A 25262-nucleotide genomic window follows, 5' to 3' on the forward strand; every position below is an offset into this window, starting at 1 on the left:
ATAAACATTAAATACTGCATAAATAATTTTATGTTTCTGGCGCCAATCTCGCGATCGCGCTCACAGATTATGACTGCATTTTTTGCATATTATCAATCGTTTCTATAAAAGAAACACACCTAGTCATGAAGGTTTTATGAGCATCCGTGCCAGCTCATGCAGCGATTGCTGGCGACGTTCCACCTCGCCGGGTTCCGGGTTCCACATACCGGCGAACGCTAATGCAGCGGAATGTTCGCCCAAAGGTTGCGCCATGGAGACTTCGCCATCGCTGTGATGCCAGACCACATGGCCTTTTTCACGCTGTTGCTGCACATGAGGCGCCAGCTGCTGCCACTGCTCTGGGCTGAAACGCTGCTGTAGGATTTCATCGCTTTCATCAGCCAGCAGAGACATACCAATGACCGACTGCCAGGCAGGCAGCATATGAAAACCGGCCAGCGCCTGACTCATCTTACTGCCCGGCTCGGAGTGCCAGATATAAATCACCTGGTCCTCCCAGAGAACGCCCACCGCCACGACGAGATCGCCTGGAGCGGCGCGTTCGAGGATCGGCAGCGCATGGGAAAACAGCGCGGAGCCGCGAATGGTCTGCGCGGCCAGTGCATGAATGCCCGGCCCCGGGAGATAGCGTCGCTGCTCATCCTGCATGGTCAGGCCGATGGACGCCATGGTCATTAGCAGTCGGTTTACGCGGGTGGTGTTGATTCCCATCAGGCGCGCCAACTCACGACAGCCAATGGCCCGTCCGCTGGAAATCAGATATTGCAGACAGCGGATGCCATCGATCAGGCTTTGGTTCGGTTGAGAGGACATTAACGCTCCGTCCGTTACAGGCTTATAAAGCAATGATTTTAGCGCCAGTTCAAAAGGATACAAGGTAATGAATATCTACCCGCCATGTGACAACAGAACCTTTCCTGTGCAACCGCTGCACGCTGATTTTGTCGTGGCCGGAGGCGGTCTGGCCGGGCTATGCGCCGCCCTCGCGGCCGCACGTCATGGGCTGGAGGTTATCCTGATTCAGGACCGTCCGGTTCTCGGCGGCAACGCGTCGAGCGAAGTCAGATTATGGGCCAACGGCGCGACCTCGCACATGGGCAACAACAACCGCTGGGCGAGAGAAGGCGGCATCATGGGTGAAATCATGGAGGAAAACCTGTGGCGCAATAAGGAAGGTAATCCAGTGATGTTCGACCTGGTGCTGCTGGATATGGCGCGCAGCCAGCCAGGGTTGACGTTACTGCTCAACACCGCCGTGTATGAGGTGAAAAAAGAGCATAACCGCATTACGCAAGTCAGCGCCTTCAACGCCATTAATGAAACCTTCTACCTGGTTTCCGCCTCGCAGTTTTGCGATGCCACCGGTGACGGTGTTCTGGGCTATCTGGCAGGCGCAGAATTTCGCGAAGGCGCAGAGGAAGAAAGAGAACTGGGCGAAAAGATGGCCCCCGGCGACAACTTCGGCCACAAACTCGGGCACTCGATCTATTTCTACACCAAAAAGACAGAGGGTCCGGTCAACTTTGTCCCGCCTTCTTTTGCGCTAAAAGAGATAACCGACATCCCACGCTATAAGCGGCTCACGTCCACGCTGAACGGCTGCGACCTGTGGTGGCTGGAATGGGGCGGTCGCCTCGATACCGTCTATGAAAGCGAAACCATCAAGTGGGAGCTGTGGAAAATCGTCTGGGGCGTGTGGGATCACATCAAAAATTCCGGCGAGTTTCCTGAAGCCGCCAACATGACTATCGAATGGGTCGGCTCGGTGCCCGGCAAGCGCGAAAGCCGCCGCTTTATGGGCGATCATCTGCTGAGTCAGCAGGACATTGTCGAACAACGCGATCATTATGACGCCGTCGGCTACGGCGGCTGGTCAATAGACTTACATCCCGCCGATGGCGTGTACAGCACCCACGACGGCTGCCGTCAGTTTCACAGTAAAGGAACCTACACCATCCCATGGCGCAGTCTTTACAGCCGCTCGCTGGATAACTTATTCCTGACCGGGCGACTGATTTCCGCCTCGCACGTCGCCTTCGGCAGCGCTCGCGTGATGTGCACCTGCGGGCTACTCGGCGAAGTGGCTGGCGCAGGTGCAGCACTCTGTCATGAGCACCTCATCACGCCAAAAGCGCTGGCGGATCAGCAACGCATCGGCGAGCTTCAGCAGCGTTTGCAGGCATCGGGCTGTTATATCCCGCGCCAGTGGCTGGATGACCCTGCCCTTGGCGCTGAAATCAGCGTCAGCAGTGAACTGCAATTGAGCGAGCTGCCCCCGAACGGTACGTGGCACTCTCTGCGCGAACGAATGGCACTTTTGTTGCCCGTAAAAACAGGTGAAACGCTGCCGGAATTGTCATTCACCTTACGCAGCCAAAACCCGCAGACGCTGGGCATCACGCTGTTGGGCAGCCTGCGCCCTGGCAACTTCACGCCGGAATTACGTTACGCCAGCCATCGCATCAGCGTAAATGGAGAAGGCGAATACCGCTGCCAGCTCGACTGGGTAAGCGATCGTGAGCAGTACGTTTTCGTTGCCTTCGACGCACAGGAAAATATCGACATCGCACTTACCGACGTTCGGCTTCCCGGCATCATGACCGTGTTCAACAGCCTGAACGCCCGCGTCGCAAAACACACTCGCCAGGTGGTCGACGGCGACTACGGCGTGGACGAGTTCGACTTCTGGCTGCCGCGCCGCCACCCGAATCAGATCCTGCCCGCCCTGCGTTTTGCGACGCCGCTGCGCTGCTATCCGGCATCTCATTTGCTCAATGGTCGCCTGCGCCCGGAACAGCAAACTAACGCCTGGGTTCCTGCGCTAAACGATAAAAAACCGACGGTTGTCTGGCATTGGCCAGAGCTGCTGACGATTCACAGCCTGACGCTGGTGCAGGACAACGATTTCGACAACGCGATGGAAACTGTGCAGATGGGCCATGCCAGCGCGGTGACACCACATTGCATCACCCATTACCGCCTGTGGGCAGACGAAACGTTACTGGCAGAAGTCAAAAACAACCACCATTCCGTGTGCAGGCATGAGTTCCCCACCGCCATTCGCGTACGTGAAGTGCGGCTGGACATTCTCGCCACCGCAGGCGCGCTGCCCGCAGTCTATTCACTCAACGTTCGCTAAAGGCGGCCCGCCTCCTGTCTCTGCTGGAAACACTGCGTAAAGGTCATCATCCCCATTTGCTGCCCGGCCTGCATCACGCCGGGCAGTTGATGGGTTTTGCCATCGCGAATCAGACTGCCGACCGCAGGCGTGTTGACCAGCAATTCGTACAGCGCCACGCGCCCACCCTGTTTATCGGGCAGCAGCTTTTGCGACAGTACCGCGCACAGGCTTCCCGAAAGCTGACTGCGAACCTGCTCTTTTTCCCCAGCCGGAAATACATCCACCAGCCTTTCAATGGCCTGTGCCGCGCCTCGCGTGTGCAGCGTCGACAGCACCAGATGCCCGGTTTCGGCCGCCGTAAGCGCCAGACGGATGGTTTCGGTGTCGCGCAGTTCGCCGAGCATTATCACATCGGGGTCCTGACGCAATGCCACACGCAGCGCCGCAGAAAACGATCCACAATGCGCCCCAACTTCACGCTGATGAATCAGACATCGCTCACTGTGATGCATAAACTCCACCGGATCTTCCAGGGTCAGAATATGCCCGTCACGCTGATGATTGAGATAATCAACCATCGCCGCCAGCGTGCTGGATTTACCGCTGCCGGTGGCACCCGTCACCAGAATCAACCCGCTTTCTCCGGCTAACAGTTCGCTGATGGCGGGCGGCACACCAAGCTCCGCCAGTTGCGGACAGATTTCCGGCAACAGCCGTAAAACTAATGATACGCCGTCCATATGTCGGAACGCACTGGCACGCAGCCGCGTGCCGCTGTCCGTCTGCACCGCAAAATCACACTGGTTTTCCTTTTCCCAATGCCGCATCGCCGTTTCACCCAGCCAGTTTTGCAGCAGCGTTTGTGGCTCCGGCGCACTGAAAGGAGCCGGTTCGAGGAGTCCTCGTCGCCGCCAGCGCACCGTGCCATTGCCGCACAGGTGTAGATCCGAGACGTTATGCTTTACACTAAGGGCCACAATTTCCTGCATATCCATACCATCATCCTGAAAATGAACGACATTGCGCATAACCTGACACAGGTCAGGGACAAAATCTCAGCCGCTGTCGCCCTTTGCGGCCGTGCTCCAGAAGAAGTTACGTTGCTTGCAGTGAGTAAAACGAAACCTGCGAGCGCCATCGAAGAAGCTATCGCTGCGGGCCAACGCGCCTTTGGTGAAAACTACGTTCAGGAAGGAATAGAAAAGGTCCGCTATTTCCAGGACGCGGGAAAAAACGACCTGCAGTGGCACTTTATTGGCCCGTTGCAGTCGAACAAAAGTCGTCTGGTGGCAGAGCATTTCGACTGGTGTCATACCGTTGACCGCCTGCGCATCGCCAGCCGTTTGAGCGAACAGCGCCCTGCACATTTACCGCCGCTGAACGTGCTTATTCAGGTCAACATCAGCGATGAATCGAGCAAATCCGGTATCGCACCAGAGGAAATCGATGCGCTGGCCGCCGAAGTTGCCGCACTGCCAGGTCTGAGCCTGCGTGGGCTGATGGCCATTCCGGCGCCTGAGTCAGAATATGTAAGGCAGTTTGCCGTCGCCCAACAAATGGCGGTAGCATTTGCCCGGCTGAAAACACGCTATCCGTCCGTGGACACGCTCTCTCTGGGCATGTCAGACGATATGGAAGCCGCGATTGCGGCGGGTAGCACGATGGTGCGCATCGGTACCGCCATTTTTGGTGCGCGCGATTACACACAACAATAAATAAGGAAAACTGAGGAACGCCATGAAGACGTTGACTTTCCTGCTTTCGACAGTGATTGAGCTGTACACGATGGTGATGCTGCTCCGCGTCTGGATGCAGTGGGCTCGCTGTGATTTTTACAACCCCTTCTCGCAGTTCGTGGTGAAAGCCACTCAACCGCTGGTTGGGCCGCTGCGTCGCGTTATTCCTGCGATGGGGCCGATTGACAGTTCATCATTATTGATTGCCTTCGTGCTCTGCGTACTGAAAGCTATCGTGCTGTTTATGGTTATCACCTTCCAGCCCATTATCTGGATTTCCGCGGTGCTGATTCTGGTGAAAACCATCGGCCTGCTGATTTTCTGGGTGCTGATGCTGATGGCGATTATGAGCTGGGTCAGCCGTGGCCGTAGCCCGGTGGAATTTGTGCTGATGCAGTTGGCCGACCCGCTGCTGCGCCCAATTCGCGGCATGCTGCCGTCAATGGGTGGCATCGACTTCTCACCGATGATCCTCGTGTTGCTGCTGTACGTGGCCAATATGGGTATTTCCGAGCTATTACAGGCCACCGGAAATATGCTGCTGCCGGGGCTGTGGATGGCACTATGAGTGCCGTTGAAGTCTGCGACGACGGGCTGGTTTTACGGCTGTACATTCAGCCGAAAGCCAGCCGTGACAGCATTGTCGGACTGCATGGCGACGAACTAAAAGTCGCCATCACCGCGCCGCCGGTGGACGGCCAGGCCAATGCGCATTTGGTAAAATTTCTTGCCAAACAGTTTCGTGTCGCGAAGAGCCAGGTGATAATTGAGAAAGGCGAATCAGGCCGCCACAAGCAGGTAAAAATCATTCAACCGCAACAGATCCCTTCGGGCGTTGACGCGCTCACCTGACAGGACATCCCATGCAAAAAGTAGTTCTGGCTACCGGTAACGCCGGTAAAGTGCGCGAGCTCGCCTCGCTGTTAAACGATTTTGGTCTCGACGTGGTCGCACAGACCGAACTGAACGTCGAGTCCGTGGAAGAAACCGGGCTGACCTTTGTTGAGAACGCGATTCTCAAAGCGCGTCACGCCGCGAAAGTCACCGGTCTGCCTGCCATTGCTGATGATTCCGGCCTGGCGGTTGACGTTCTTGGCGGTGCACCGGGGATTTACTCTGCGCGCTATGCGGGCGTTGACGCCAGCGACCAGCAGAATCTGGAAAAGCTGCTGGTTGCGTTGAAAGACGTGCCCGACGACCAACGCCAGGCGCAGTTCCATTGCGTGCTGGTGTATATGCGTCATGCCGCAGACCCAACGCCGCTGGTGTGTCACGGCAGCTGGCCGGGCGTGATTACCCGCGAAAGCGCGGGCAACGGTGGCTTTGGCTACGACCCCATATTCTTTGTTCCCGACGCTGGTAAAACGGCGGCTGAACTGAGCCGTGAAGAAAAAATTGCCGTGTCCCACCGTGGACAGGCGCTGAAACTGTTACTGGAAGCACTGCGTTAATGACCGTTCTCCCTCCGCTGAGTCTTTACATTCACATTCCCTGGTGCGTGCAGAAATGCCCGTACTGCGATTTCAATTCGCACGCGCTGAAAGGCGAAGTGCCGCATGACGACTACGTACAGCATCTGCTCGCCGATTTAGACGTCGACGTGCCTTACGCGCAGGGACGCGAAGTAAAAACGATTTTCATCGGCGGGGGCACGCCGAGCCTGCTGTCTGGCCCGGCGATGCAAGCATTGCTGGATGGCGTACGCGCGCGCCTGAATCTGGCGGCTGATGCAGAAATCACCATGGAAGCCAACCCAGGCACGGTGGAAGCCGACCGCTTTGTGGATTATCAGCGAGCAGGCGTGAACCGCATTTCGATTGGTGTGCAGAGCTTTAGCGAAGCCAAACTCAAACGTCTGGGGCGCATTCACGACGCCGACGAAGCAAAACGCGCGGCGCATCTGGCGACAAGTCTGAACCTGCGCAGCTTTAACCTGGACCTGATGCACGGCCTGCCGGACCAGTCGCTGGAAGAAGCGCTGGACGATCTGCGTCAGGCGATTGCGCTCAACCCGCCGCATTTGTCGTGGTATCAGCTCACCATCGAACCGAACACGCTGTTTGGATCTCGCCCGCCAAAACTGCCGGACGACGACGCGCTGTGGGATATCTACGAGCAGGGCCACCAGCTGCTGAGCGCCGCGGGCTATCAGCAGTATGAAACCTCTGCCTACGCCAGGCCGGGCTATCAGTGTCAGCACAACCTGAACTACTGGCGATTCGGTGATTACCTGGGCATTGGCTGCGGCGCGCACGGTAAAGTCACATTCCCGGATGGGCGCATTTTGCGTACCGCCAAAACCCGTCATCCGCGTGGCTATATGGAAGGGCGGTATCTGGAACGTCAGCACGACGTCGAAACCGCAGACAAACCGTTCGAGTTCTTTATGAACCGCTTCCGCCTGCTGGAACCTGCCCCTCGCGCTGAATTTACCGCGTTCACGGGTTTGCCGGAGTCTGCGGTTCGCGCGCAGATTGACGAAGCCATCGCACAGGATTATCTCAGCGAGTGCGAGCAGTTCTGGCAGATTACCGAACATGGGAAACTGTTCCTGAATTCGTTACTCGAATTATTCCTCAGCGAATAAACACAATGCATGGTGCCTGTATATTCTTCACAGGCATCATCAACTCGATAATTTCGAGCTAACCCATCGATATTACTTATGTGTCATCCATTTAATTTTTTCTTATTTACCCCCCTTCTGAATAAAAACGAAAATAAACCTAACCCAGCGCACAAAATTAAGCGTTTATTTGTTTTTCGGCGAAAAACTGTGAACTTGGTTGTGCATTGATGTCTGACAACCAGGATAAGATGTCATACAGATTCTTGTGGTATGCGGTTTTCTATAAACCATCATCATCTTATATATGTGCATGGAGCCAATAATGAAAATGAACACTATCACCCGTTCCTTGCTGGGCGTTTCAATGCTTGCCCTCTTTGCAACGACGGCACAAGCAGCAGAAAAAGTGACTTTAAAGCTGGCACACAACCTTGAGCGAAGCCATGTAGTGCATCAGGCTTTCGAGCAAATGGCGAAGGAGGTCAAACAGCTTTCTGACGGTAAAATGACAATCCGTATTTATCCGAGCAGCCAAATGGGCAGCGCACGGGAAACCATGGAATTATTGCAAAACGGTGCGCTGGATATGACCAAAGGCTCCGCCAGCGATCTGGAGTCATTTGATAATACCTACGCCATTTATAATCTTCCCTATTTATTTAAAGATCAGAAACATTTTGATAACGTCGTCTTTGGCAATGTTGGCAAAGAAATTATGGAATCCAGTAAAGATAAAGGTTTCTTTGCCCTTTCCGCTTATATTGCCGGGACCCGTAGTTTCTACGCCAAAAAACCGATAACGAAACCTGAAGACCTCAAAGGTTTGAAAATTCGTGTTCAGGCAAGCCCTACAACCTTACGCATGGTCGAGCTCATGGGCGGCTCGCCTACCCCTATCTCCTTCGGTGAGGTGTATACCGCGATGCAGCAAGGTGTGGTGGATGGTGCAGAAAATAATGTCCCTTCCTGGGTGCAAACCCGCCACATCGAAATCGCCAAAGTTTACTCTGAAGACGAACACGCCTCTATTCCTGACTTCCTGGTTATCTCGACCAAAACCTGGAGCAAATTGACCCCGGAACAACAACAGATCCTCAGCAAAGCCGCCAAAGACTCCGAAGCATGGCAGCAAAAAGCCTGGGCGAATGTTGAAGCTGAAACCCGCGCCCAGGCCACAGCGATGGGCGGCACCTTTGTCACGGTGGATAAAGCGCCATTCCGTGCCGCAGTCCAGCCGTTGTATGACGACTTCAAAAAAGATCCGAAACAAGCCGCTTTACTGGCGAAATTCGAGCAAGCCGCGCAATAACGTGACACGGGCCTGGCAACGGGCCCTTCTCTCCGGGGTAATCCAAAATGATTTTAAACCGCATTAAACAGGTGGTGGATAACACCATTGCGGCGTTCTCTGTCGCCGTGATGGTGGCACTGGTGGTCTGTGTGGTGTGGCAAGTCTTCAGCCGCTATGTGCTTAACCAGCCCAGTACTATGACTGACGAACTGGCACGCTTTCTGATGATTTGGGTCGGCCTGTTAGGCGCGGCCTATACCGTCGGCAAACAACGCCATCTGGCGATTGATCTGCTGGCTATGGCGCTAAATGCACGTAAACAAGCGTTGCTGAACATCCTGATTAATAGCCTGATTTTCCTTTTCTCCGGCCTGGTGGTGGTGACAGGGGGGATAAAACTTATCAATAAGACTCTCGCCACCGCGCAGGTGTCCGCCGCGATGCAAATCCCGATGGGCTACGTCTATCTCATTCTGCCCCTGTGTGGCGCAGTGATGATGTTTTACGCGTTGTACTTTATTCAGCTTAATGTACAGCGCCTGACTCAACCGCAGGAGGTGGCGCACTGATGGACGGATATATTGCACTTACGCTATTCGGTTGTTTCTTTGCTCTGGTCTTCATCGGTGTGCCAATCTCTTTTTCCATTGGTATCGCCACTGTCACCTCGATGCTGCTGATGTTCCCGTGGGATATCGCGGTGATTACCGTTTCTCAGCGCTTAGCCAATGGACTGGATAACTTCGCCCTGCTGGCTATTCCGTTCTTTATTTTCGCCGGAACGCTGATGAACAGCGGCGGGATAGCCATTCGCCTTATCAACCTCGCGCAGGTCATGGTCGGTCGGGTGCCGGGTTCACTTGGGCATGTGAATGTACTGGCTAACATGATGTTTGGTTCCATTTCCGGTTCGGCGGTTGCCGCTGCCGCTGCGGTCGGCGGGACCTTAAATCCGATTCAGACCAAAAAGGGATATGATCCGGCCTTTTCCACTGCGGTAAACGTTTCATCATGTATTACCGGTTTGCTTATTCCACCGTCGAACGTGCTGATTGTTTTCTCACTGACGGCAGGGGGGGTCTCTGTCGCCTCACTGTTCATGGCAGGTTATCTACCCGGTATCCTGATGGGTCTGGCTATCATGGTGGTGTGCGCGATTATCGCCAAACGCCGGGGATATCCGCTGTCTGAACGCCCAACCTGTACTCAGGCCGCAAAAGCCTTACTCGATGCGCTCCCCAGCCTACTGTTGGTGGTGATTGTGATGGGGGGGATTCTGGGTGGCATCTTCACGGCTACCGAAGCCTCCGCGATTGCGGTGGTGTATACCTTTATTCTCTCGGTGATTATTTACCGCGAAGTGAAGTGGCGCGATTTGCCGAAGCTTATCCTCGAATCGGTAGTGATGACCTCCATCGTTCTGCTGCTGATTGGCTTTTCCGTCGGCATGTCATGGGCGATGACCAATGCGGATATCCCGTACCTGATTAGCGACACACTGATGGGCATCTCCGATAACCCGCTGATCATTTTGCTGCTGATTAATATCGTGCTGCTGGTTGTGGGCATCTTTATGGATATGACCCCGGCAGTGCTTATCTTCACGCCTATCTTCCTGCCGATTGCTCAGGAACTGGGTATGGACCCGGTTCATTTCGGAATTATGATGGTGGCTAACCTGTGTATCGGCCTGTTAACCCCGCCGGTCGGTAGCGCATTGTTCGTGGGATGTTCAATTTCCGGGGTGAAGATCCAGCATCTGATCAAACCGCTGCTGCCCTTCTACTTTGCTCTGCTGGTTGCGTTGATGTTGATAACCTACGTCCCACAGATTTCACTGTTTATTCCTCAGGCACTGGGGCTGATGTAACAAACTTAACAGTCTGACCCTCGCGTTGGCATCCGGCCTGCGCGAGGGTCACAGAGTCTACTTCAGCGAACTCACCAGCGTTTTACGACTATCTTCCAGCGACACAACGCGACTACACACGTCTTTGCCGAACTTCTGGAAATCTGCCTGCTGGCTCTTCCATTCATCCTGAATCGCGCCCTGCAGACCGCCGAGGCTGCCTAAAATACCCTGCAGTGGATTACCACCGCCTTTGACGACCGCTTTCGCACCCATCTCATTAATGCTGTCCTGCAGAATACCGCCCATCGCCTGATTCACCAGTTCCTGACCATCAGCGCGAACCTGATCGATACCTTTGTAGTGGAACGTCAGGCCATCGGTACGATGCTCAATAATACGGTTCATCTGCTCTTTCAGCTGGGCATCAAGTTTGGTCAGACGCCCATGCATATTGCTGCTGGCCCCAACCTGCTCAGTGATGATTTTGTCCAGCGCGACACGGCCTTTGTCGACGCGGGAACGTGCGCCTTCGTCAATCCACGGCAGCGCGCTGCGCAGATCGGTCTGGTAGTCTTTCGCCTGCTCACGCTGAGCAGCACTGAGGGTGTACTGTTTGCCGTTATACATCACGTTGCCATCAGGGGTGATGACCAGATTGCCGTTCTCCCCTTTCACCTGCACGGTTTGCGGGCTGAGGATAACGTCATCACGCGGGGTCACGCTGCACTGATAATCCGCCTGAGCGGCAAATGCGGTGACGCAGAGAGCCGCTGCCAGCAGCGTTTTGCGCATCATAGAAACTCCTGTAAAGACAAAACGGGCCAGCGATTGCTGGCCCTTTATGTTTGTTTAGTCCCACCAAACGTCGAAAAGTTCGCTGGTGCGTACCTCTTCGAACTTCCTGTCTTCCAGCCATTTACGCACGGCGGCCTGGTGTTCTTCGGTACATTTACCGATTTCCTGCATGCAAATCAGACCTTCCCAGGCCAGATAGCCGCTGCCATCAAAGGCCAGTTTATTCGGCTCAATCACCTCGTTGATAAACTCATCAACGATATGGTCGATTTGTTCTTCAGTAGTGCCTTCCGGGAAACGCCATGCAACGGAAAATCCTAATTCCTGAAACTCGTCGATGTGCATTTTTTTACGCAGACGACGGCTACGGTTCTTCGCCATTATTTCACCCTCTCGAACATTAAGTCCCAAACGCCGTGACCAAGACGATGGCCACGCTGTTCAAATTTGGTCACCGGACGGGAATCCGGACGCGGTACGTAGTCGTTGCTTTCAGAAAGGTTTTTATACCCGTCGAGCGACGACATCACTTCCAGCATGTGCTCCGCATAAGCTTCCCAATCGGTCGCCATGTGGAAGACGCCGCCAGGCTTCAGCTTACTCTTCACAAGCTCTGCAAAAGGAGCCTGAACGATACGGCGCTTATTATGACGCGCTTTATGCCACGGGTCAGGGAAAAACAGCTGCACCATGTTCAAAGAATTGTCAGGAACCATTTTATGCAGCACTTCAACCGCGTCGTGACACATCACGCGCAGGTTTTCCACGCCCTCTTCATGGGCCGACGCTAAGCACGCCCCGACACCCGGAGAGTGGACTTCAATACCTAAAAAGTTCTGCTCTGGTTTGGCGCTCGCCATGGTGACAAGCGATGCACCCATGCCGAAACCGATTTCCAGGGTGGTCGGCGCATCGCGGCCAAACAGAGCGGCAAAGTCGACAGGCGTTTCGCTAAACTCGACACCCATCACCGGCCAATAGTTATCCAGCGCGTGCTGCTGCCCTTTGGTCAGGCGGCCCTGACGGCGGACAAAGCTACGAATACGGCGCAGCGGGCGGCCGTTTTCATCAAAATCCGGTGAAATGACGTCGTTGTTCATAAAAATTCTGTCTACCTGATGAGTATTCGGGAAACGGGCATTATCCAAACTCAGGCGAAGTATGCAAGCATGGGAAAGATCCGGTTTACAGCCCGATGGCGCTGTGCTGCAATCTGCGTCCCTGATACAGCGAATCGGTAGCCATGCAAGCCTCTCAATTTTCAGCCCAGGTGCTGGACTGGTACGACAAATATGGGCGTAAGACCCTGCCCTGGCAAATGGAAAAAATGCCGTACAAAGTATGGCTCTCTGAGGTGATGTTGCAACAAACTCAGGTTGCTACCGTTATTCCTTATTTTGAGCGCTTTATGGCGCGTTTTCCGACCATCACCGATCTCGCTAATGCGCCGCTCGACGAAGTGCTGCACCTGTGGACGGGCCTCGGCTATTACGCACGGGCGCGTAATCTGCACAAGGCCGCACAACAGGTCGCGACGCTGCACAACGGTAAATTCCCGGAAACCTTTGACGAAGTGGCAGCACTTCCCGGCGTCGGGCGTTCTACTGCGGGCGCGGTGCTTTCACTGTCGCTCGGCAAACATTTCCCCATTCTCGATGGCAACGTGAAACGCGTGCTCGCTCGCTGCTACGCGGTGAGCGGCTGGCCGGGCAAGAAAGACGTGGAAAAACGGCTGTGGGAAATCAGTGAAGACGTGACCCCGGCGAAAGGCGTGGAGCGTTTTAATCAGGCGATGATGGATTTGGGCGCGATGGTCTGCACCCGTTCAAAACCTAAGTGCGAGCTCTGTCCGCTGAACAACGGCTGCGTGGCGTATGCCAACCACTCGTGGGCGCAGTATCCCGGCAAGAAACCGAAGCAGACCCTGCCGGAACGCGTGGGGTATTTCCTGATTATGCAGCACGACGACGAGGTGTTCCTGCTTCAGCGTCCGCCAAGCGGTCTGTGGGGCGGGCTGTTCTGCTTCCCGCAGTTTACCTCCGAGGAAGAACTCCTCGAATGGTTAGCCGCGCGTCAGATAAAAACCACGTCACTCGCGCAGCAAACGGCTTTTCGCCATACGTTCAGCCATTTCCATTTAGATATTGTGCCTATGTGGCTCAGCGTGCAGTCGATAGACGCGTGCATGGATGAAGGCGGCGCTCTCTGGTATAACTTAGCCCAGCCACCGTCAGTCGGGCTGGCGGCACCCGTGGAGCGTCTGTTACAGCAGTTACGCGCCGGCGCTCTGGTTTGAGCGACGGCCATAAAGAGGAATAGTCATGAGCAGAACCATTTTTTGTACCTTCCTGCAGCGCGACGCTGAAGGCCAGGACTTCCAGCTGTATCCGGGCGAGCTCGGAAAACGCATCTATAGCGAAATCTCTAAAGAAGCCTGGGGTCAGTGGCAGCATAAGCAGACCATGCTCATCAACGAGAAAAAACTCACCATGATGAACCCGGAGCACCGCAAGCTGCTGGAGCAGGAGATGGTTAACTTCCTGTTCGAAGGCAAAGACGTTCACATCGAAGGCTATACGCCGCCAGAAAAACAATAAGGGCCTTTCGGCCCTTTATTTCAACCTGACGACACTTCCCGGAATGATGAAAAAATATTTAGCGCTAGCCCTGATTGCGCCGTTGCTCATTTCGTGTTCAGGCTCCAAAAAGGGCACGCCCTATAATGAAGCCTGGGTAAAAGACACCAACGGTTTTGACATTTTGATGGGGCAGTTTGCCCATAACATCGAGAACATCTGGGGATACAACGAAGTTCTGGTCGCCGGACCGAAGGACTACGTGAAGTATTCCGACCAGTATTACACTCGCAGCCATATCAACTTTGATAACGGCACCATCACCTTTGAAACCATCGCCGGAACCGATCCTGCGGGCCATCTTCGTCAGACCATCATCAAAACGCTGTTGATGGGCGACGATCCGGGTTCGGTCGATCTCTATTCCGACGCCGATGATATCCAGATTTCCAAAGAACCCTTCCTGTACGGTCAGGTGGTAGATAACACCGGGCAGCCGATTCGCTGGCAGGGCCGCGCGTCGAACTACGCTGACTGGCTGTTGCAAAACCGTCTGAAGAGCCGCAGTGATGGGCTGCACGTTATCTACAGCGTGACCATCAATCTGGTGCCAAATCATCTCGATAAACGTGCGCATAAGTACATAGGCATGGTACGTCAGGCCTCGCGCAAGTATGGCGTTGATGAGTCGCTGATTCTGGCGATTATGCAGACCGAATCCTCATTTAACCCGTATGCCGTCAGTAATTCCGATGCGCTGGGACTGATGCAGGTCGTACAGCATACCGCCGGGAAAGACGTGTATAAGGCGCAGGGGAAATCCGGGACGCCAAGCCGCAGTTACCTGTTCGACCCGGCCAACAACATTGATACCGGCACCGCATATCTGGCGATGCTGAGCAATGTTTATCTGGGTGGAATTGATAACCCGACCTCACGCCGCTACGCAGTGATCACTGCTTATAACGGTGGCGCGGGCAGCGTGCTCCGCGTGTTCTCCAGCGATAAAATTCAGGCGGCGAACATCATTAACAGCATGGCGCCGGGCGACGTTTACCAGACGCTGACGACGCGTCATCCGTCGCAAGAATCGCGCCGCTATCTGTACAAAGTGAACAACACCCAGAAGAGTTACCGCCGGAAGTAATTGATGCCCTCACCCGCGGGGTGAGGGCATCAGCCCACGCAAAATCCGCCCCCCACCATACGAAAATGTTATTTGCGTCACTAATCCACTCTGCAAAAGAATAAATATTGCATTTTTTTGCTGGAGGTAACAAAACGGCGCGCCCGACACCGATAGAATCGCATCAAATTCACGCCATAAATGTTTCTATAAAAACATACAGCCGGTCACTTTGTGAGGAAAATAACATGAACCTTAAGCTGCAGCTTAAAATACTGTCGTTCCTGCAGTTCTGCCTCTGGGGGAGCTGGCTGACAACCCTCGGCTCCTATATGTTCGTCACGCTCAAATTTGACGGTGCATCCATCGGTGCGGTGTATAGCTCGTTGGGGATTGCGGCGGTCTTTATGCCGACGCTGCTCGGCATCGTGGCGGATAAATGGATCAGTGCGAAATGGGTGTACGCGCTGTGCCATTTAGTCGGGGCAGGCACGCTATTTATGGCGGCGCAGGTCACCACGCCGGGCGAAATGTTCATCGTCATCCTGCTCAACTCGCTGGCCTATATGCCGACGCTTGGGCTGGTGAACACCATCTCCTACTATCGCCTGAAATCAGCGGGCATGGACATCGTCACCGATTTCCCGCCAATCCGTATCTGGGGCACCATCGGCTTTATCATGGCGATGTGGGCGGTGAGCTTCTCTGGCTTTGAACTGAGCCACATGCAGCTGTACATCGGCGCGGCGCTGTCGCTGGTGCTGAGCCTGTTCACCCTGACGCTGCCGCATATTCCGGTTTCGCAGCAGCAGAAAAACCAGAGCTGGAGCACCATGCTGGGCCTCGACGCCTTCGCGCTGTTCAAAAACAAACGCATGGCGATTTTCTTTATCTTCTCCATGCTGCTGGGCGCGGAGCTGCAAATCACTAATATGTTCGGCAACACCTTCCTGCACAGTTTCGATAACAACCCGCTGTTCTCCGGAAGCTTTATCGTTGAACACGCATCGGTGATGATGTCGATTTCCCAGATTTCCGAAACGCTGTTCATCCTCACCATCCCGTTCTTCCTGAGCCGTTACGGTATTAAGAACGTGATGCTTATCAGTATTTTTGCCTGGATGCTGCGCTTCGGTCTGTTCGCCTATGGCGACCCGTCCGCGTTCGGCACCATCCTGCTGGTGCTGTCGATGATCGTCTACGGCTGTGCATTCGACTTCTTCAACATTTCCGGTTCGGTGTTTGTTGAGAAAGAGGTGCGACCTGAAATTCGCGCCAGTGCGCAAGGGATGTTCCTGATGATGACCAACGGCTTCGGCTGCATCCTGGGTGGCATGGTGAGCGGTAAAGTGGTTGAGATGTACACCGTGAACGGCAATACCGACTGGCAGAGCGTATGGCTGATTTTCGCGGGTTATTCGCTGGTGCTGGCCTTCGCATTCGTGGCATTGTTCAAATACAAACATGTGCCAACGGTTGCGGCCGCGCAGCCGGTTGCCCACTAATCGATTTTCTCATTAATACCCGGCGGCGCTACGCTGCCGGGCCTACAACTCCCCGAGTACCCACGCCACCGATAGTAAATCTGCACTGCCACCTGGGCTTAAATTCCGCGCTATCAGCGCATCGTCCATCGCCTCTAACGCGTGTTTATCCCAGCCGTCACGCAACAGGTTTTGCGCAGAGTGCTGGACGTATTCCAGCCCGGCCATTCCACCGCGCGACACCAGATTGCTGTCCTGATTGATAGCCATGAGTCGCAGCAACATCTCGTCAAGCCGATAGCGGTTCCAGTGCGGTAAAACGGCGTTGACCGTCGCGAAACCGCTTTCCGCTTCACCGCGCGCGCCCGTCAGGCCGAACTGCTGAAACTGACGCTCGCCCGCCGTGGTCGCCGATGTGCGAGCCATCAGTTCGCGGGCGACCACGCCCTGGCATATCCCCTGTACCTGCAGGCATAAATTCTCTACCGTCGCGTCACCCATGCGTCCGGCGGCAAAGCACAGCAGGCCGAGTGAAAATATCCCGCCTTTATGGCTGTTAATACCGTCGGTTGCCGCGTACATCGCCTGCTCACAGGCGATACCCATCGGGCGCAGAATGCGCAGCTGTTCGGTAATATCGCGTGTCGCGTGCTGTGCCCCGAGTTCAGCAAAACGCGCAAACCATGGCGTAATCGCCCGGATGCTGCGCACAAACAGCGCGTGGTCCATATCGCGATGAGAGCCGTTGTTGCGCCGGTCCACCAGCCCCGGTTTTGGCGTCAGCTCCAGCTACTGCCACAGCGCCTCTTCTGCCAACGCCGGGACATTTTTAACGCGCGGTTTAGTCGCGTGCAAACCAGTCATCAATGAGTTTCTCCACGCTGGCAACCACTAACGCCTGCTCATGACGACGGGAACGCGAGCAGGCATGAGCCGGTTCATCACACAGCAGGCAACGGCGCTGTGAGTGGCCCAATGCGGTGCGCCCAACCGGGCCACTCTGCGGACAAATCACGTCGATATCCCACAGACGGCCCAGCGGATGCGACTGCTCCAGGGTAGTCGCATGAGCTTTAATTTCAGCGGCGCTATGCGCCACGCACCACAGGACTTCCGGCCCGGTCGGCAGCCACAGCACCTGGCGGTCGAGCACCTGCCAGTGATGCTGCCACAGCAGCTGGTCGCAGGCCTGAATGGCAACGCCCATGCTGTTGCGATAGCGGATACTGTCTTTCACTTCGCCGGGCGTCACCAGCGTCAGCGACACCACCGGCTGGCCGTAATGCTGCAGCCAGTCGGTCTGACGCGCGGCGCGGTTGTCCTTCGCGGCCAGCATCTCGTCCAGTTTCACGCCCGGTCGGTGCAGCGTTTCGAGGGTCATTCTTTCTCTCCTTCGTCCGTTAATCAGGCAAGAAATTTACTGAGGATAAGCAGCGACACCGCGACATTAATGGCCCCGCCTATACGCGTTGCGATTTGAGCAAACGGCATCAGGCTCATGCGGTTACCCGCGGTCAGGATAGCCACATCCCCGGTGCCGCCCTGCCCGCTCTGGCAGCAGGAAACAATCGCCACATCAATCGGGTGCATGCCAATCTTTTTACCCACAAAGAACCCGGTCGCCACCAGCGCCGACACGGTGCTGACGATAACCAGCAGATTGCTGATCGTAAATGCCGCCATCAGCTCATTCCACGGTGTGATAGCCACGCCAACCGCGAACAGCACCGGGTACGTCACCGCGGTCTGGAAGAATTTGTACACCACCTGTGAGCCTTCCAGCAGACGCGGCGATACGCCGTTCACCAGCTTGATGAACACTGCGATAAACAGCATTCCCACCGGCGCAGGCAGGCCAATCAACTTGTAGCCGAGCATCCCGAGCATGTAGAGCAGTACCGCCAGCAGCGCACCCGACGCGATAGTCGTCACATCCGTTTTCCCGCTGGAGACTGCCACGTTCGGGGCAGAATCAGGTTCACCGTCGCGCGCAGGCATCAGTTGCCCCTCCCCGGTCAGATGCGGGTAGCGCTTGCCGAGCTGATTCAGACAGCCTGAAATCACAATCGCCGTCAGCCCGCCCAGCATCACCATCGGCAGCACGCGACCAAGTGCCACGCCCTGATCCATATGCAGTAAAGTGGCATAACCTATCGACAACGGAATCGCCCCTTCGCCCACGCCGCCCGCCATGATAGGCAGAATGATGAAGAAGAAAATCTGGAACGGTTCCAGCCCCAGCGCCATGCCGACACCCATCCCCACGACCATGCCGACCACTTCTCCGCACAGCATCGGGAAGAAGATGCGCAGGAAGCCCTGAATCAGCGTGGTGCGGTTCATACTCATGATGCTGCCAACGATAATGCAGCAGATGTACAGGTACAGAATGTTGGTGGATTTGTAGAATTTAGTGGTCGATTCCACAACCACATCCGGCAGCAGGCCGTAATAGACCAGCGCGGAAGGAATAAACGTGGCGCAGATAGCCGCCGCGCCGAATTTACCCACAATCGGCAAACGCTTGCCGAACTCACCACAGGCGAAGCCGAAGAAGGCCAGCGTGGCGACCATCACCACGATGTCACTCGGCAATTTCCCCCCGAGGCAATCAATGGCGATTAGCGCCCCGGCAAGCAGAAACAGCGGCAGAGGAATGATCCCTATTTTCCAGCTATCCATAATGTGCCACCACTTCTCTCTCAGTGATGCTTTCGGAATATTTATTGGTTCATGGTTAACAGTAAAAGAATCATCGGTCGTGCTCATCATCGGCCCCTTGGTTATTTCACGCTCTCATCTTAGCGGCCCATCACTCGCCTTTACGTGAGGAAATTCAGATTAAAACCGAAGTTTTTATGGTCACTATGGTGTTAATGGTTTTAATTATTGAACGTGATCTACACCTTATTATTACGTGTGGTTTTTATGGTTTTAATTATTGCGAAATGCCTCAGAGAAGTGGCTGTGCAAACGATCACAAGTTTCGGTGAAAAGCGGCGTGATGGCTGGTTTTGGTGATACAGTAAAAACCATTTTTGTGAGCGCGTGTGATGGTAATGAAGCTGTCTTTCCAGATAAAACTGTTTATATCCCTGGTGGCCTTTTTCTCTGTGCTTTTCGCCCTGCTCGGCGGATATTATTATGTCGACATGGGCCGTCAGCTGTATCAGGAAATGAGCATTAGAGCGAAAATACAGGCCGAAGAAATCGCCCTTATTCCCACCCTGCGCCAGGACGTTGCCAATAAAAATATCCCCGCCATTCACAACTTCATGCAAAAACTGGCGGCGCACAGCGATGCCAGTTTTATTGTGATTGGCGATAACCACGCCCGCCATTTATTCCACTCTGTTTTTATCGATCGCGTCGGCACGGAGCTGGTCGGGGGTGACAATCAGGAAGTACTGGCGGGCAAAAGCACTATCACCATCCGCAAAGGTGGGCTCGGCATTTCACTGCGCAGCAAAGCTCCCATTCTGGATGATGACGGCAAGGTGGTGGGCATCGTGTCGGTGGGCTATCTCACCAGCTATCTCGACGACGTTACCGTCAGCAAAATGGTCAATATTCTGATTGCCGCCGTTCTGCTGCTTATCGCACTCTTTGTGTTTTCGTGGTTCTTCACCCGCAGCATCAAAAAACAGATTTTCTCGCTCGAGCCACGGGAAATCGGCCTGCTGGTGCGTCAGCAAAAAGCGATGATGGAATCCATTTTTGAAGGGGTGATCGCCATTGATAAAGACGGCCGTATTGAGGTTATTAATCAGGCGGCGCGTAAATTACTGAACCTCAGCCAGCCCGCGCGACGGCTGCGCGGGCTGCCGATTGGCGAGGTGATTGCGCCGGTTCCGTTCTTCGACCCCGCTGTGATGCTGGCTAACGATACGCACGATGAAATGTGCCATTTTAACCAAAGCAGAGTGCTCGCCAGCCGGGTCAGGATCATGCTCGAAAACGCATTACAGGGCTGGGTGATTACCTTCCGCGACCGCAATGACATTGACTCACTCAGCGCGCAGCTTAGCCAGGTGAAGCGCTATGTCGATAACCTGCGCATTATGCGTCACGAACAGCTCAACAAAATGACCACTCTCTCCGGTTTGCTGCATATGGGCCATTACGACGAGGCGATCCGCTTTATTCAGGCGCAGTCGGAACATGCCCAGGAATTGCTCGATTTCCTTTCCGCGCGCTTCAGCTCACCGACGATTTGCGGCCTGCTGCTCGGTAAAGCGGCCAGGGCGCGGGAGAAGGGCGTCGAGTTGCAGCTTGACCCCGGCTGCGGCATGGATAAGCCCTTCCCGACGCTGCCGGAGGCGGAAGTGATTTCCATCATCGGGAACCTGCTCGATAACGCGATCGAAGCCACCCAGCGCGCCGCACTGCCGCACGCACCGGTCGAAGTCCTGATTCGCTTAAACGAGCGGGAGCTCATTATTGAAGTGGCCGACCGCGGCATCGGCATTGTCCCGGAACTCCGCGATCACATTTTTGAACGGGGCGTCACCACCAAAACCCGCGGCGACCACGGCATCGGGCTGTACCTTATCGACAGCTACGTGACCCAGGCCGGCGGCACTATCGAAGTAGCCGACAACGAACCGAGCGGAACCATTTTCTCCGTGTTTATCCCTGTGCTTCAACCAGGAAGAGAAGAATCATGCAACACGACATTATTGATGTAGCGATTGTAGAAGATGAAAGCGAGCTCGCGGCCCTGCACGCGGAGCTTATCCGCAAACACCCGCGGCTGCGGCTGGTCGGAATTGCCTCGTCGTTAGCCGAAGCGCAAACGTTGCTCAACGAAAAACATCCGCAGCTGGTGCTGCTGGATAACTATCTGCCCGACGGCAAAGGCATCACGCTGCTGAATACCCCGAATCTGAACCTCGCCAACTGTTCGGTGATCTTTGTCACCGCCGCCAGTGATATGGACACCTGTAGCCAGGCGATTCGTAATGGTGCGTTTGATTACATTCTCAAACCCGTTTCCTGGAAGCGCCTCAGCCAGTCGCTGGAGCGGTTTGTGCAGTTTCACGAGCAGCAGCGGGTATGGAAGATTGTCGATCAGCAAAACGTCGATTCGCTGTATCAGCTCCAGGCGAAAAACTACCGGCTCGATAACGGCAGTAAAGGCATTGAGGAGAAGACGCTGGAACGCGTGAAAGCGCTGTTTCAGGAAGAGCCTGAACGCTTTTTTTCCGTGGATGACGTGGTGACGGAAACGGGGTTAAGCAAAACCACGACCCGACGTTATCTGGAACACAGCGTCGAGGCGGGTTTGCTCAAAGTGGAAATGCTGTACGGTAAAATCGGCCACCCTCGGCGGCTATATCGCCGGGCGCACGAGAGCTAGCCTCTCCGCGTCCGGCCCGCAAAAAACACTACTTCAGCACGTAGCCGTACAGCCGCTTAATGCCATCGGCATCTTTTTCGCTGTACACGCCCTGTAACTCCGGCGAGAAGCCCGGCAGCATATTGACGCCCTCTTCCAGCGCCAGGAAATAACGCTGCACCGCGCCGCCCCAGATTTCTCCAGGCACCACGCACAGCACGCCCGGCGGATACGGCAGCGCGCCTTCCGCCGCGATGCGCCCTTCCGCTTCACTGAGACGCACCAGCTCGACGTTGCCGCGGATAAACTCGATATTGGCATCCTGCGGATTCATCACCACCGCCGGGAAACTCTCTTTGCGGAACATCGCCTTTTGCAGATCCTTCACGTCAAAGCTGACGTACAGATCGTGCATCTCCTGGCACAGTTCACGGATCGTATAATCGCGATAACGCACCGGATACTTGCTGTAAATCGTTGGCAGCACATCGGCCAGCGGCGTGTCGTCTTCAATGTGCTGTTCGAACTGGCCGAGCATCGCCACCAGCTGCGCCAGCTTTGCGGTGCTTTCCGCGGGCGTCAGCAGGAACAGGATCGAGTTCAGATCGCACTTCTCCGGCACGATGCCGTTTTCACGCAGATAGTGCGCAAGGATCGTCGCCGGAATACCGAACGCCGCATATTTACCGGTATGCGCATCGATCCCCGGCGTGGTCAGTAGCAGCTTGCACGGATCAACGAAATACTGATCCTGCGCGTAGCCCTCAAACCCGTGCCACTCCTCCCCCGGCCCAAAGCTAAAGAAACGACGTTCGCGAGCAATGGCTTCCGTCGGGTGATCCTGCCACGGGCGGCCCGCCACCGTCGGCGGAATAAACGGTTTGATCATCTTGCAGTTGGCGATAATGGCTTTACGCGCCTCAATCCCTAGCGCCACACATTCCGCCCACAGGCGGCGACCGCTTTCGCCCTCGTGAATTTTGGCGTTCACGTCCAGCGCCGCAAACAGCGGATAGAACGGGCTGGTAGACGCATGCAGCATGTAGGCGTTGTTCAGGCGTTTATACGGGCAAAAACGCGCCTGACCGCGAATGTGATTGTCTTTCTTATGGATTTGCGAAGTCTGCGAGAAGCCCGCCTGCTGCTTATGTACCGACTGGGTAACAAAAATACCCGGATCGTTTTCGTTCAGCTCCAGCAGCAGCGGCGAACAGTCGGCCATCATCGGAATGAACTGCTCGTAACCGACCCACGCGGAATCAAACAGAATGTAGTCGCACAGATGCCCAATTTTATCGACCACCTGACGGGCGTTATAAATGGTGCCGTCATACGTGCCGAGCTGGATCACCGCCAGGCGGAACGGACGCGCGTCGCCCGCCTTTTCCGGGGCCACTTCACGCACCCGCTCGCGCAGGTATTTATCGTCAAAGCAGTGCTCATCAATGCCGCCGATAAAGCCAAACGGGTTGCGCGCCGCTTCCAGGTACACCGGCGTGGCCCCGGCCTGGAACAGCGCGCCGTGGTGGTTCGATTTGTGGTTATTGCGGTCGAACAGCACCAGGTCGCCGCGGGTCAGCAACGCATTGGTCACTACCTTATTCGCCGCCGACGTGCCGTTCAGCACAAACCAGGTTTTATCGGCATTAAACACTTTCGCCGCGAATTTCTGCGCGCGCTTGGCCGCTCCTTCGTGGATCAGCAAATCACCCAATTTGACGTCGGCGTTGCACATATCGGCGCGGAAAAGGTTCTCGCCAAAAAAGTCATAGAACTGGCGACCGGCTGGGTGCTTTTTAAAGAACTCACCGTGCTGATGGCCTGGACAGGCGAAGGTGCTGTTGCCCATTTCGACGTACTGCTTCAGCGTATCGAAGAACGGCGGCAGAAGATTCTCTTCATAACGCGTGGCGGCGGTTTCAAGCTCCAGCCACTGCTGAACGCTGCCGCCGATAACGGCATCAACGCCCTCCGGCGCATCCACGGGTTCTTCAGAAAACAGGAACACTGGTAGCTGAAAACCGGTGCGTTTTAGCAACGTGAGAATGCCGCTACGGCTGTCCGCCACGGTAATGACGACTGCCGCCACGTCGGTAAAATCGGTACTGTCCAGCGCCACCACGCTGCGGTGGCTGGAAAGACGAGTGACCAGCTCGCGGCTGGCGGCAATGTGCAAAGATTTCATAAGCGCGACTACCCAAATCGGGAGAGTAAAAGGCCCGGACACGGTAATGACCGTGCCCATAAACTGTCAGGGTCCGACTGGTGACCAGCTCCGACCGCCAGACATCAGTAAAAGCAGACGAGATCTGATTTTACTGTTGTCCTGCAGTGAGCGTGCGTTTCCCTCACCGCATGGTGAGCATAGAAGGTTCTGCGAGGATACGGGAGCAACGTCGCACGCGCGCGAAGTGGATAAGGCAATGTTGTTCGAGGATAAACATTCCGCTGCTCCCAAGGGTGAAAGGAGAAAATTCGCGCAATGATTACACCTTTCGCACAGGGGCGCAAGATGAAATCTTTATGCACAAAACCCGACTCATAGCCATATAAATCGTCACAAAAAACCATATAAATTCAATGTTAATGCATAAAATACTGACACTATTGCAGTAACTGAAAGTGCATCAGCGGTCGCGAATGGTGAGAGATTGCGCAGTCCGTCGCGAAACACATAAATTTCGTTGACGACGCGTGTCGAATTTAGTTTAATGCGCCCCGTTGCCCGGATAGCTCAGTCGGTAGAGCAGGGGATTGAAAATCCCCGTGTCCTTGGTTCGATTCCGAGTCCGGGCACCACTTATTTAAAGAAACCAGCCTACGGGCTGGTTTTTTGCTTTTGGGGGCTTCTGGTAGATTTCTGGTAATTCTGACCGCAGATGTCGCTGCTTTACCTCTTGAGTCCCACCTGAGCATATCCCTCTAGCAACGCCCTACCCTTCCGATCACTGTGCCAACGCCGGCTGGTCTTCACTCTACCAATAAATACTATTTCCACCAGGTATACCTATTGGTGAATTGATCACAGCAAGACAGCATCCGGTCTTTGTCCGGTCAGGAGAAGACAAGCAGCATCTCTTCACTTCTGATGTGTGCAAAATACTACCGCCCCGGTAGGCTTGCTTAATCCCTCACAATCCCGGAAAGGATTCCCGGCCTTGTTCACGGTTCTCAATAAAACCGGTTATGAGCACTCCTTCAATCAACTTTTCCCGGCCACTGCTAAATCTCCAGTAAGTGAAGTGGTAATCCCCCCGAAAAACCGGTGTGTTTATAAGTAGAATTTTCTCGTAATCTGAACCGGGGAGACCTCTATGAAAAAATCACGTTTTACCGACAGCCAGATCATGGCCATTCTTAAGCAAGCTGAG

At 54.9% G+C, this 25262-nt stretch carries 23 protein-coding genes, 1 tRNA gene and 1 pseudogene; 16 read left to right on the top strand and 9 right to left on the bottom strand.

The features are described 5' to 3' along the window. Nucleotides 1-123: 123 nt before the first annotated feature. Nucleotides 124-816 carry an IclR family transcriptional regulator gene (locus tag MUU47_RS00940; RefSeq protein WP_258986230.1) on the bottom strand — a complete coding sequence of 231 codons (693 nt, stop codon included), beginning with the start codon at nt 814-816 and terminating at the stop codon, nt 124-126. Between the two features lie 67 nt (nt 817-883). Here MUU47_RS00940 and MUU47_RS00945 point away from each other — a divergent pair, with 67 nt between their 5' ends. Then, on the top strand, nt 884-3142 hold the full coding sequence (locus MUU47_RS00945; protein ID WP_258986231.1) for an FAD-dependent oxidoreductase: 2259 nt from the start codon (nt 884-886) through the stop codon (nt 3140-3142). Here the strand turns inward: MUU47_RS00945 and MUU47_RS00950 are convergent. Further along, nucleotides 3139-4119, bottom strand: a complete 981-nt coding sequence (locus tag MUU47_RS00950) for a type IV pilus twitching motility protein PilT (RefSeq protein WP_258986232.1) — start codon at nt 4117-4119, stop codon at nt 3139-3141. The genes MUU47_RS00945 and MUU47_RS00950 overlap by 4 nt on opposite strands. A 15-nt stretch (nt 4120-4134) precedes the next feature. Here MUU47_RS00950 and MUU47_RS00955 point away from each other — a divergent pair, with 15 nt between their 5' ends. The 8 genes from MUU47_RS00955 (at nt 4135) to MUU47_RS00990 (ending at nt 10590) form a co-directional block, all read left to right on the top strand. Beyond that, nucleotides 4135-4839 (top strand): YggS family pyridoxal phosphate-dependent enzyme, encoded by a 705-nt coding sequence (locus MUU47_RS00955; protein WP_258986252.1) that lies wholly within the window; start codon nt 4135-4137, stop codon nt 4837-4839. Between the two features lie 22 nt (nt 4840-4861). Beyond that, nucleotides 4862-5428, top strand: a complete 567-nt coding sequence (locus MUU47_RS00960; RefSeq protein WP_159758567.1) for a YggT family protein — start codon at nt 4862-4864, stop codon at nt 5426-5428. After that, nucleotides 5425-5712, top strand: a complete 288-nt coding sequence (gene yggU / locus MUU47_RS00965; RefSeq protein ID WP_258986233.1) for a DUF167 family protein YggU — start codon at nt 5425-5427, stop codon at nt 5710-5712. The genes MUU47_RS00960 and yggU overlap by 4 nt, the downstream gene beginning before the upstream one ends. 11 nt (nt 5713-5723) lie before the next feature. Continuing rightward, nucleotides 5724-6311, top strand: coding sequence for an XTP/dITP diphosphatase (locus tag MUU47_RS00970; RefSeq protein WP_258986234.1), 588 nt, complete (start codon nt 5724-5726; stop codon nt 6309-6311). Then, nucleotides 6311-7447: a radical SAM family heme chaperone HemW gene (gene hemW / locus MUU47_RS00975; protein ID WP_258986235.1), complete on the top strand. Its 1137-nt coding sequence runs from the start codon at nt 6311-6313 to the stop codon at nt 7445-7447. The genes MUU47_RS00970 and hemW overlap by 1 nt, the downstream gene beginning before the upstream one ends. A gap of 304 nt (nt 7448-7751) precedes the next feature. Next, nucleotides 7752-8738, top strand: a complete 987-nt coding sequence (locus MUU47_RS00980) for a TRAP transporter substrate-binding protein (protein WP_258986236.1) — start codon at nt 7752-7754, stop codon at nt 8736-8738. 47 nt (nt 8739-8785) lie between these two features. Next, nucleotides 8786-9289: a TRAP transporter small permease gene (locus MUU47_RS00985; protein WP_258986237.1), complete on the top strand. Its 504-nt coding sequence runs from the start codon at nt 8786-8788 to the stop codon at nt 9287-9289. Next, complete coding sequence (locus MUU47_RS00990; protein WP_258986238.1) at nt 9289-10590, top strand: TRAP transporter large permease; 1302 nt, start codon at nt 9289-9291, stop codon at nt 10588-10590. The genes MUU47_RS00985 and MUU47_RS00990 overlap by 1 nt, the downstream gene beginning before the upstream one ends. A gap of 57 nt (nt 10591-10647) precedes the next feature. Here MUU47_RS00990 and MUU47_RS00995 read toward each other — a convergent pair whose 3' ends face one another. Genes MUU47_RS00995 through trmB form a run of 3 tightly spaced genes read right to left on the bottom strand, consistent with a single transcriptional unit; the run spans nt 10648 to nt 12467 of the window. After that, nucleotides 10648-11367: a YggN family protein gene (locus tag MUU47_RS00995; protein WP_159773995.1), complete on the bottom strand. Its 720-nt coding sequence runs from the start codon at nt 11365-11367 to the stop codon at nt 10648-10650. 54 nt (nt 11368-11421) lie between these two features. Next, nucleotides 11422-11748: a YggL family protein gene (locus tag MUU47_RS01000; protein ID WP_110511931.1), complete on the bottom strand. Its 327-nt coding sequence runs from the start codon at nt 11746-11748 to the stop codon at nt 11422-11424. Then, nucleotides 11748-12467: a tRNA (guanosine(46)-N7)-methyltransferase TrmB gene (gene trmB / locus MUU47_RS01005; protein WP_258986239.1), complete on the bottom strand. Its 720-nt coding sequence runs from the start codon at nt 12465-12467 to the stop codon at nt 11748-11750. Before trmB ends, MUU47_RS01000 begins: the two co-directional genes overlap by 1 nt. A gap of 143 nt (nt 12468-12610) precedes the next feature. On the opposite strand from trmB, the gene mutY reads away from it, so the two are divergent. From mutY to MUU47_RS01025, 4 genes are all read left to right on the top strand, one after another. Beyond that, nucleotides 12611-13663 (top strand): A/G-specific adenine glycosylase, encoded by a 1053-nt coding sequence (mutY, locus tag MUU47_RS01010; RefSeq protein WP_258986240.1) that lies wholly within the window; start codon nt 12611-12613, stop codon nt 13661-13663. 25 nt (nt 13664-13688) lie between these two features. After that, on the top strand, nt 13689-13964 hold the full coding sequence (locus tag MUU47_RS01015) for an oxidative damage protection protein (protein ID WP_258986241.1): 276 nt from the start codon (nt 13689-13691) through the stop codon (nt 13962-13964). A gap of 46 nt (nt 13965-14010) precedes the next feature. After that, the gene (mltC, locus tag MUU47_RS01020; RefSeq protein WP_258986243.1) at nt 14011-15090 is read left to right on the top strand and encodes a membrane-bound lytic murein transglycosylase MltC; all 1080 of its coding nucleotides are present in this window, start codon (nt 14011-14013) and stop codon (nt 15088-15090) included. Between the two features lie 227 nt (nt 15091-15317). Beyond that, complete coding sequence (locus tag MUU47_RS01025) at nt 15318-16574, top strand: nucleoside permease (protein ID WP_159774003.1); 1257 nt, start codon at nt 15318-15320, stop codon at nt 16572-16574. Between the two features lie 42 nt (nt 16575-16616). Here MUU47_RS01025 and citG read toward each other — a convergent pair. The 3 genes and pseudogenes from citG to MUU47_RS01040 all read right to left on the bottom strand — a co-directional run bounded on the left by citG (nt 16617) and on the right by MUU47_RS01040 (nt 19322). After that, nucleotides 16617-17417 (bottom strand): annotated as a pseudogene (citG, locus tag MUU47_RS01030) (triphosphoribosyl-dephospho-CoA synthase CitG). Beyond that, nucleotides 17395-17934, bottom strand: a complete 540-nt coding sequence (gene citX, locus MUU47_RS01035; RefSeq protein ID WP_258986245.1) for a citrate lyase holo-[acyl-carrier protein] synthase — start codon at nt 17932-17934, stop codon at nt 17395-17397. Before citX ends, citG begins: the two are co-directional and overlap by 23 nt. Before the next feature lie 23 nt (nt 17935-17957). Then, nucleotides 17958-19322 carry a 2-hydroxycarboxylate transporter family protein gene (locus tag MUU47_RS01040; protein WP_258986253.1) on the bottom strand — a complete coding sequence of 455 codons (1365 nt, stop codon included), beginning with the start codon at nt 19320-19322 and terminating at the stop codon, nt 17958-17960. A 290-nt stretch (nt 19323-19612) separates the two neighbouring features. Between MUU47_RS01040 and MUU47_RS01045 the strand changes: the two genes are divergently transcribed. Beyond that, complete coding sequence (locus MUU47_RS01045; RefSeq protein WP_258986246.1) at nt 19613-21241, top strand: ATP-binding protein; 1629 nt, start codon at nt 19613-19615, stop codon at nt 21239-21241. Then, nucleotides 21217-21912 carry a response regulator gene (locus MUU47_RS01050; RefSeq protein WP_159774011.1) on the top strand — a complete coding sequence of 232 codons (696 nt, stop codon included), beginning with the start codon at nt 21217-21219 and terminating at the stop codon, nt 21910-21912. The genes MUU47_RS01045 and MUU47_RS01050 overlap by 25 nt, the downstream gene beginning before the upstream one ends. Nucleotides 21913-21940: 28 nt before the next feature. On the opposite strand, the gene MUU47_RS01055 is transcribed toward MUU47_RS01050, so the two are convergent. Further along, nucleotides 21941-24076, bottom strand: coding sequence for an ornithine decarboxylase (locus tag MUU47_RS01055; RefSeq protein ID WP_258986247.1), 2136 nt, complete (start codon nt 24074-24076; stop codon nt 21941-21943). 538 nt (nt 24077-24614) lie between these two features. On the opposite strand from MUU47_RS01055, the gene MUU47_RS01060 reads away from it, so the two are divergent. Next, a tRNA-Phe gene (locus MUU47_RS01060) sits at nt 24615-24690 on the top strand. Nucleotides 24691-25262: the final 572 nt, after the last annotated feature.

It is taken from the genome of Scandinavium hiltneri (assembly GCF_024764835.1).
Classification (GTDB): domain Bacteria; phylum Pseudomonadota; class Gammaproteobacteria; order Enterobacterales; family Enterobacteriaceae; genus Scandinavium; species Scandinavium hiltneri.

Excerpts from the sequence above, each read along its gene's own strand:
- mutY (WP_258986240.1), top strand. The coding sequence starts at position 12,611 with ATGCAAGCCTCTCAATTTTCAGCCCAGGTGCTGGACTGGTACGACAAA.
- MUU47_RS00945 (WP_258986231.1), top strand. The coding sequence starts at position 884 with ATGAATATCTACCCGCCATGTGACAACAGAACCTTTCCTGTGCAACCG.
- MUU47_RS01050 (WP_159774011.1), top strand. The coding sequence starts at position 21,217 with ATGCAACACGACATTATTGATGTAGCGATTGTAGAAGATGAAAGCGAG.
- MUU47_RS00940 (WP_258986230.1), bottom strand. The coding sequence starts at position 816 with ATGTCCTCTCAACCGAACCAAAGCCTGATCGATGGCATCCGCTGTCTG.
- yggU (WP_258986233.1), top strand. The coding sequence starts at position 5,425 with ATGAGTGCCGTTGAAGTCTGCGACGACGGGCTGGTTTTACGGCTGTAC.
- MUU47_RS01045 (WP_258986246.1), top strand. The coding sequence starts at position 19,613 with ATGAAGCTGTCTTTCCAGATAAAACTGTTTATATCCCTGGTGGCCTTT.
- mltC (WP_258986243.1), top strand. The coding sequence starts at position 14,011 with ATGAAAAAATATTTAGCGCTAGCCCTGATTGCGCCGTTGCTCATTTCG.
- MUU47_RS00970 (WP_258986234.1), top strand. The coding sequence starts at position 5,724 with ATGCAAAAAGTAGTTCTGGCTACCGGTAACGCCGGTAAAGTGCGCGAG.
- MUU47_RS01000 (WP_110511931.1), bottom strand. The coding sequence starts at position 11,748 with ATGGCGAAGAACCGTAGCCGTCGTCTGCGTAAAAAAATGCACATCGAC.
- MUU47_RS00960 (WP_159758567.1), top strand. The coding sequence starts at position 4,862 with ATGAAGACGTTGACTTTCCTGCTTTCGACAGTGATTGAGCTGTACACG.
- MUU47_RS01055 (WP_258986247.1), bottom strand. The coding sequence starts at position 24,076 with ATGAAATCTTTGCACATTGCCGCCAGCCGCGAGCTGGTCACTCGTCTT.
- MUU47_RS01025 (WP_159774003.1), top strand. The coding sequence starts at position 15,318 with ATGAACCTTAAGCTGCAGCTTAAAATACTGTCGTTCCTGCAGTTCTGC.
- MUU47_RS01015 (WP_258986241.1), top strand. The coding sequence starts at position 13,689 with ATGAGCAGAACCATTTTTTGTACCTTCCTGCAGCGCGACGCTGAAGGC.
- MUU47_RS00955 (WP_258986252.1), top strand. The coding sequence starts at position 4,135 with ATGAACGACATTGCGCATAACCTGACACAGGTCAGGGACAAAATCTCA.
- MUU47_RS00985 (WP_258986237.1), top strand. The coding sequence starts at position 8,786 with ATGATTTTAAACCGCATTAAACAGGTGGTGGATAACACCATTGCGGCG.
- MUU47_RS00995 (WP_159773995.1), bottom strand. The coding sequence starts at position 11,367 with ATGATGCGCAAAACGCTGCTGGCAGCGGCTCTCTGCGTCACCGCATTT.
- hemW (WP_258986235.1), top strand. The coding sequence starts at position 6,311 with ATGACCGTTCTCCCTCCGCTGAGTCTTTACATTCACATTCCCTGGTGC.
- trmB (WP_258986239.1), bottom strand. The coding sequence starts at position 12,467 with ATGAACAACGACGTCATTTCACCGGATTTTGATGAAAACGGCCGCCCG.
- MUU47_RS00950 (WP_258986232.1), bottom strand. The coding sequence starts at position 4,119 with ATGGATATGCAGGAAATTGTGGCCCTTAGTGTAAAGCATAACGTCTCG.
- citX (WP_258986245.1), bottom strand. The coding sequence starts at position 17,934 with ATGACCCTCGAAACGCTGCACCGACCGGGCGTGAAACTGGACGAGATG.
- MUU47_RS00980 (WP_258986236.1), top strand. The coding sequence starts at position 7,752 with ATGAAAATGAACACTATCACCCGTTCCTTGCTGGGCGTTTCAATGCTT.
- MUU47_RS01040 (WP_258986253.1), bottom strand. The coding sequence starts at position 19,322 with ATGAGCACGACCGATGATTCTTTTACTGTTAACCATGAACCAATAAAT.
- MUU47_RS00990 (WP_258986238.1), top strand. The coding sequence starts at position 9,289 with ATGGACGGATATATTGCACTTACGCTATTCGGTTGTTTCTTTGCTCTG.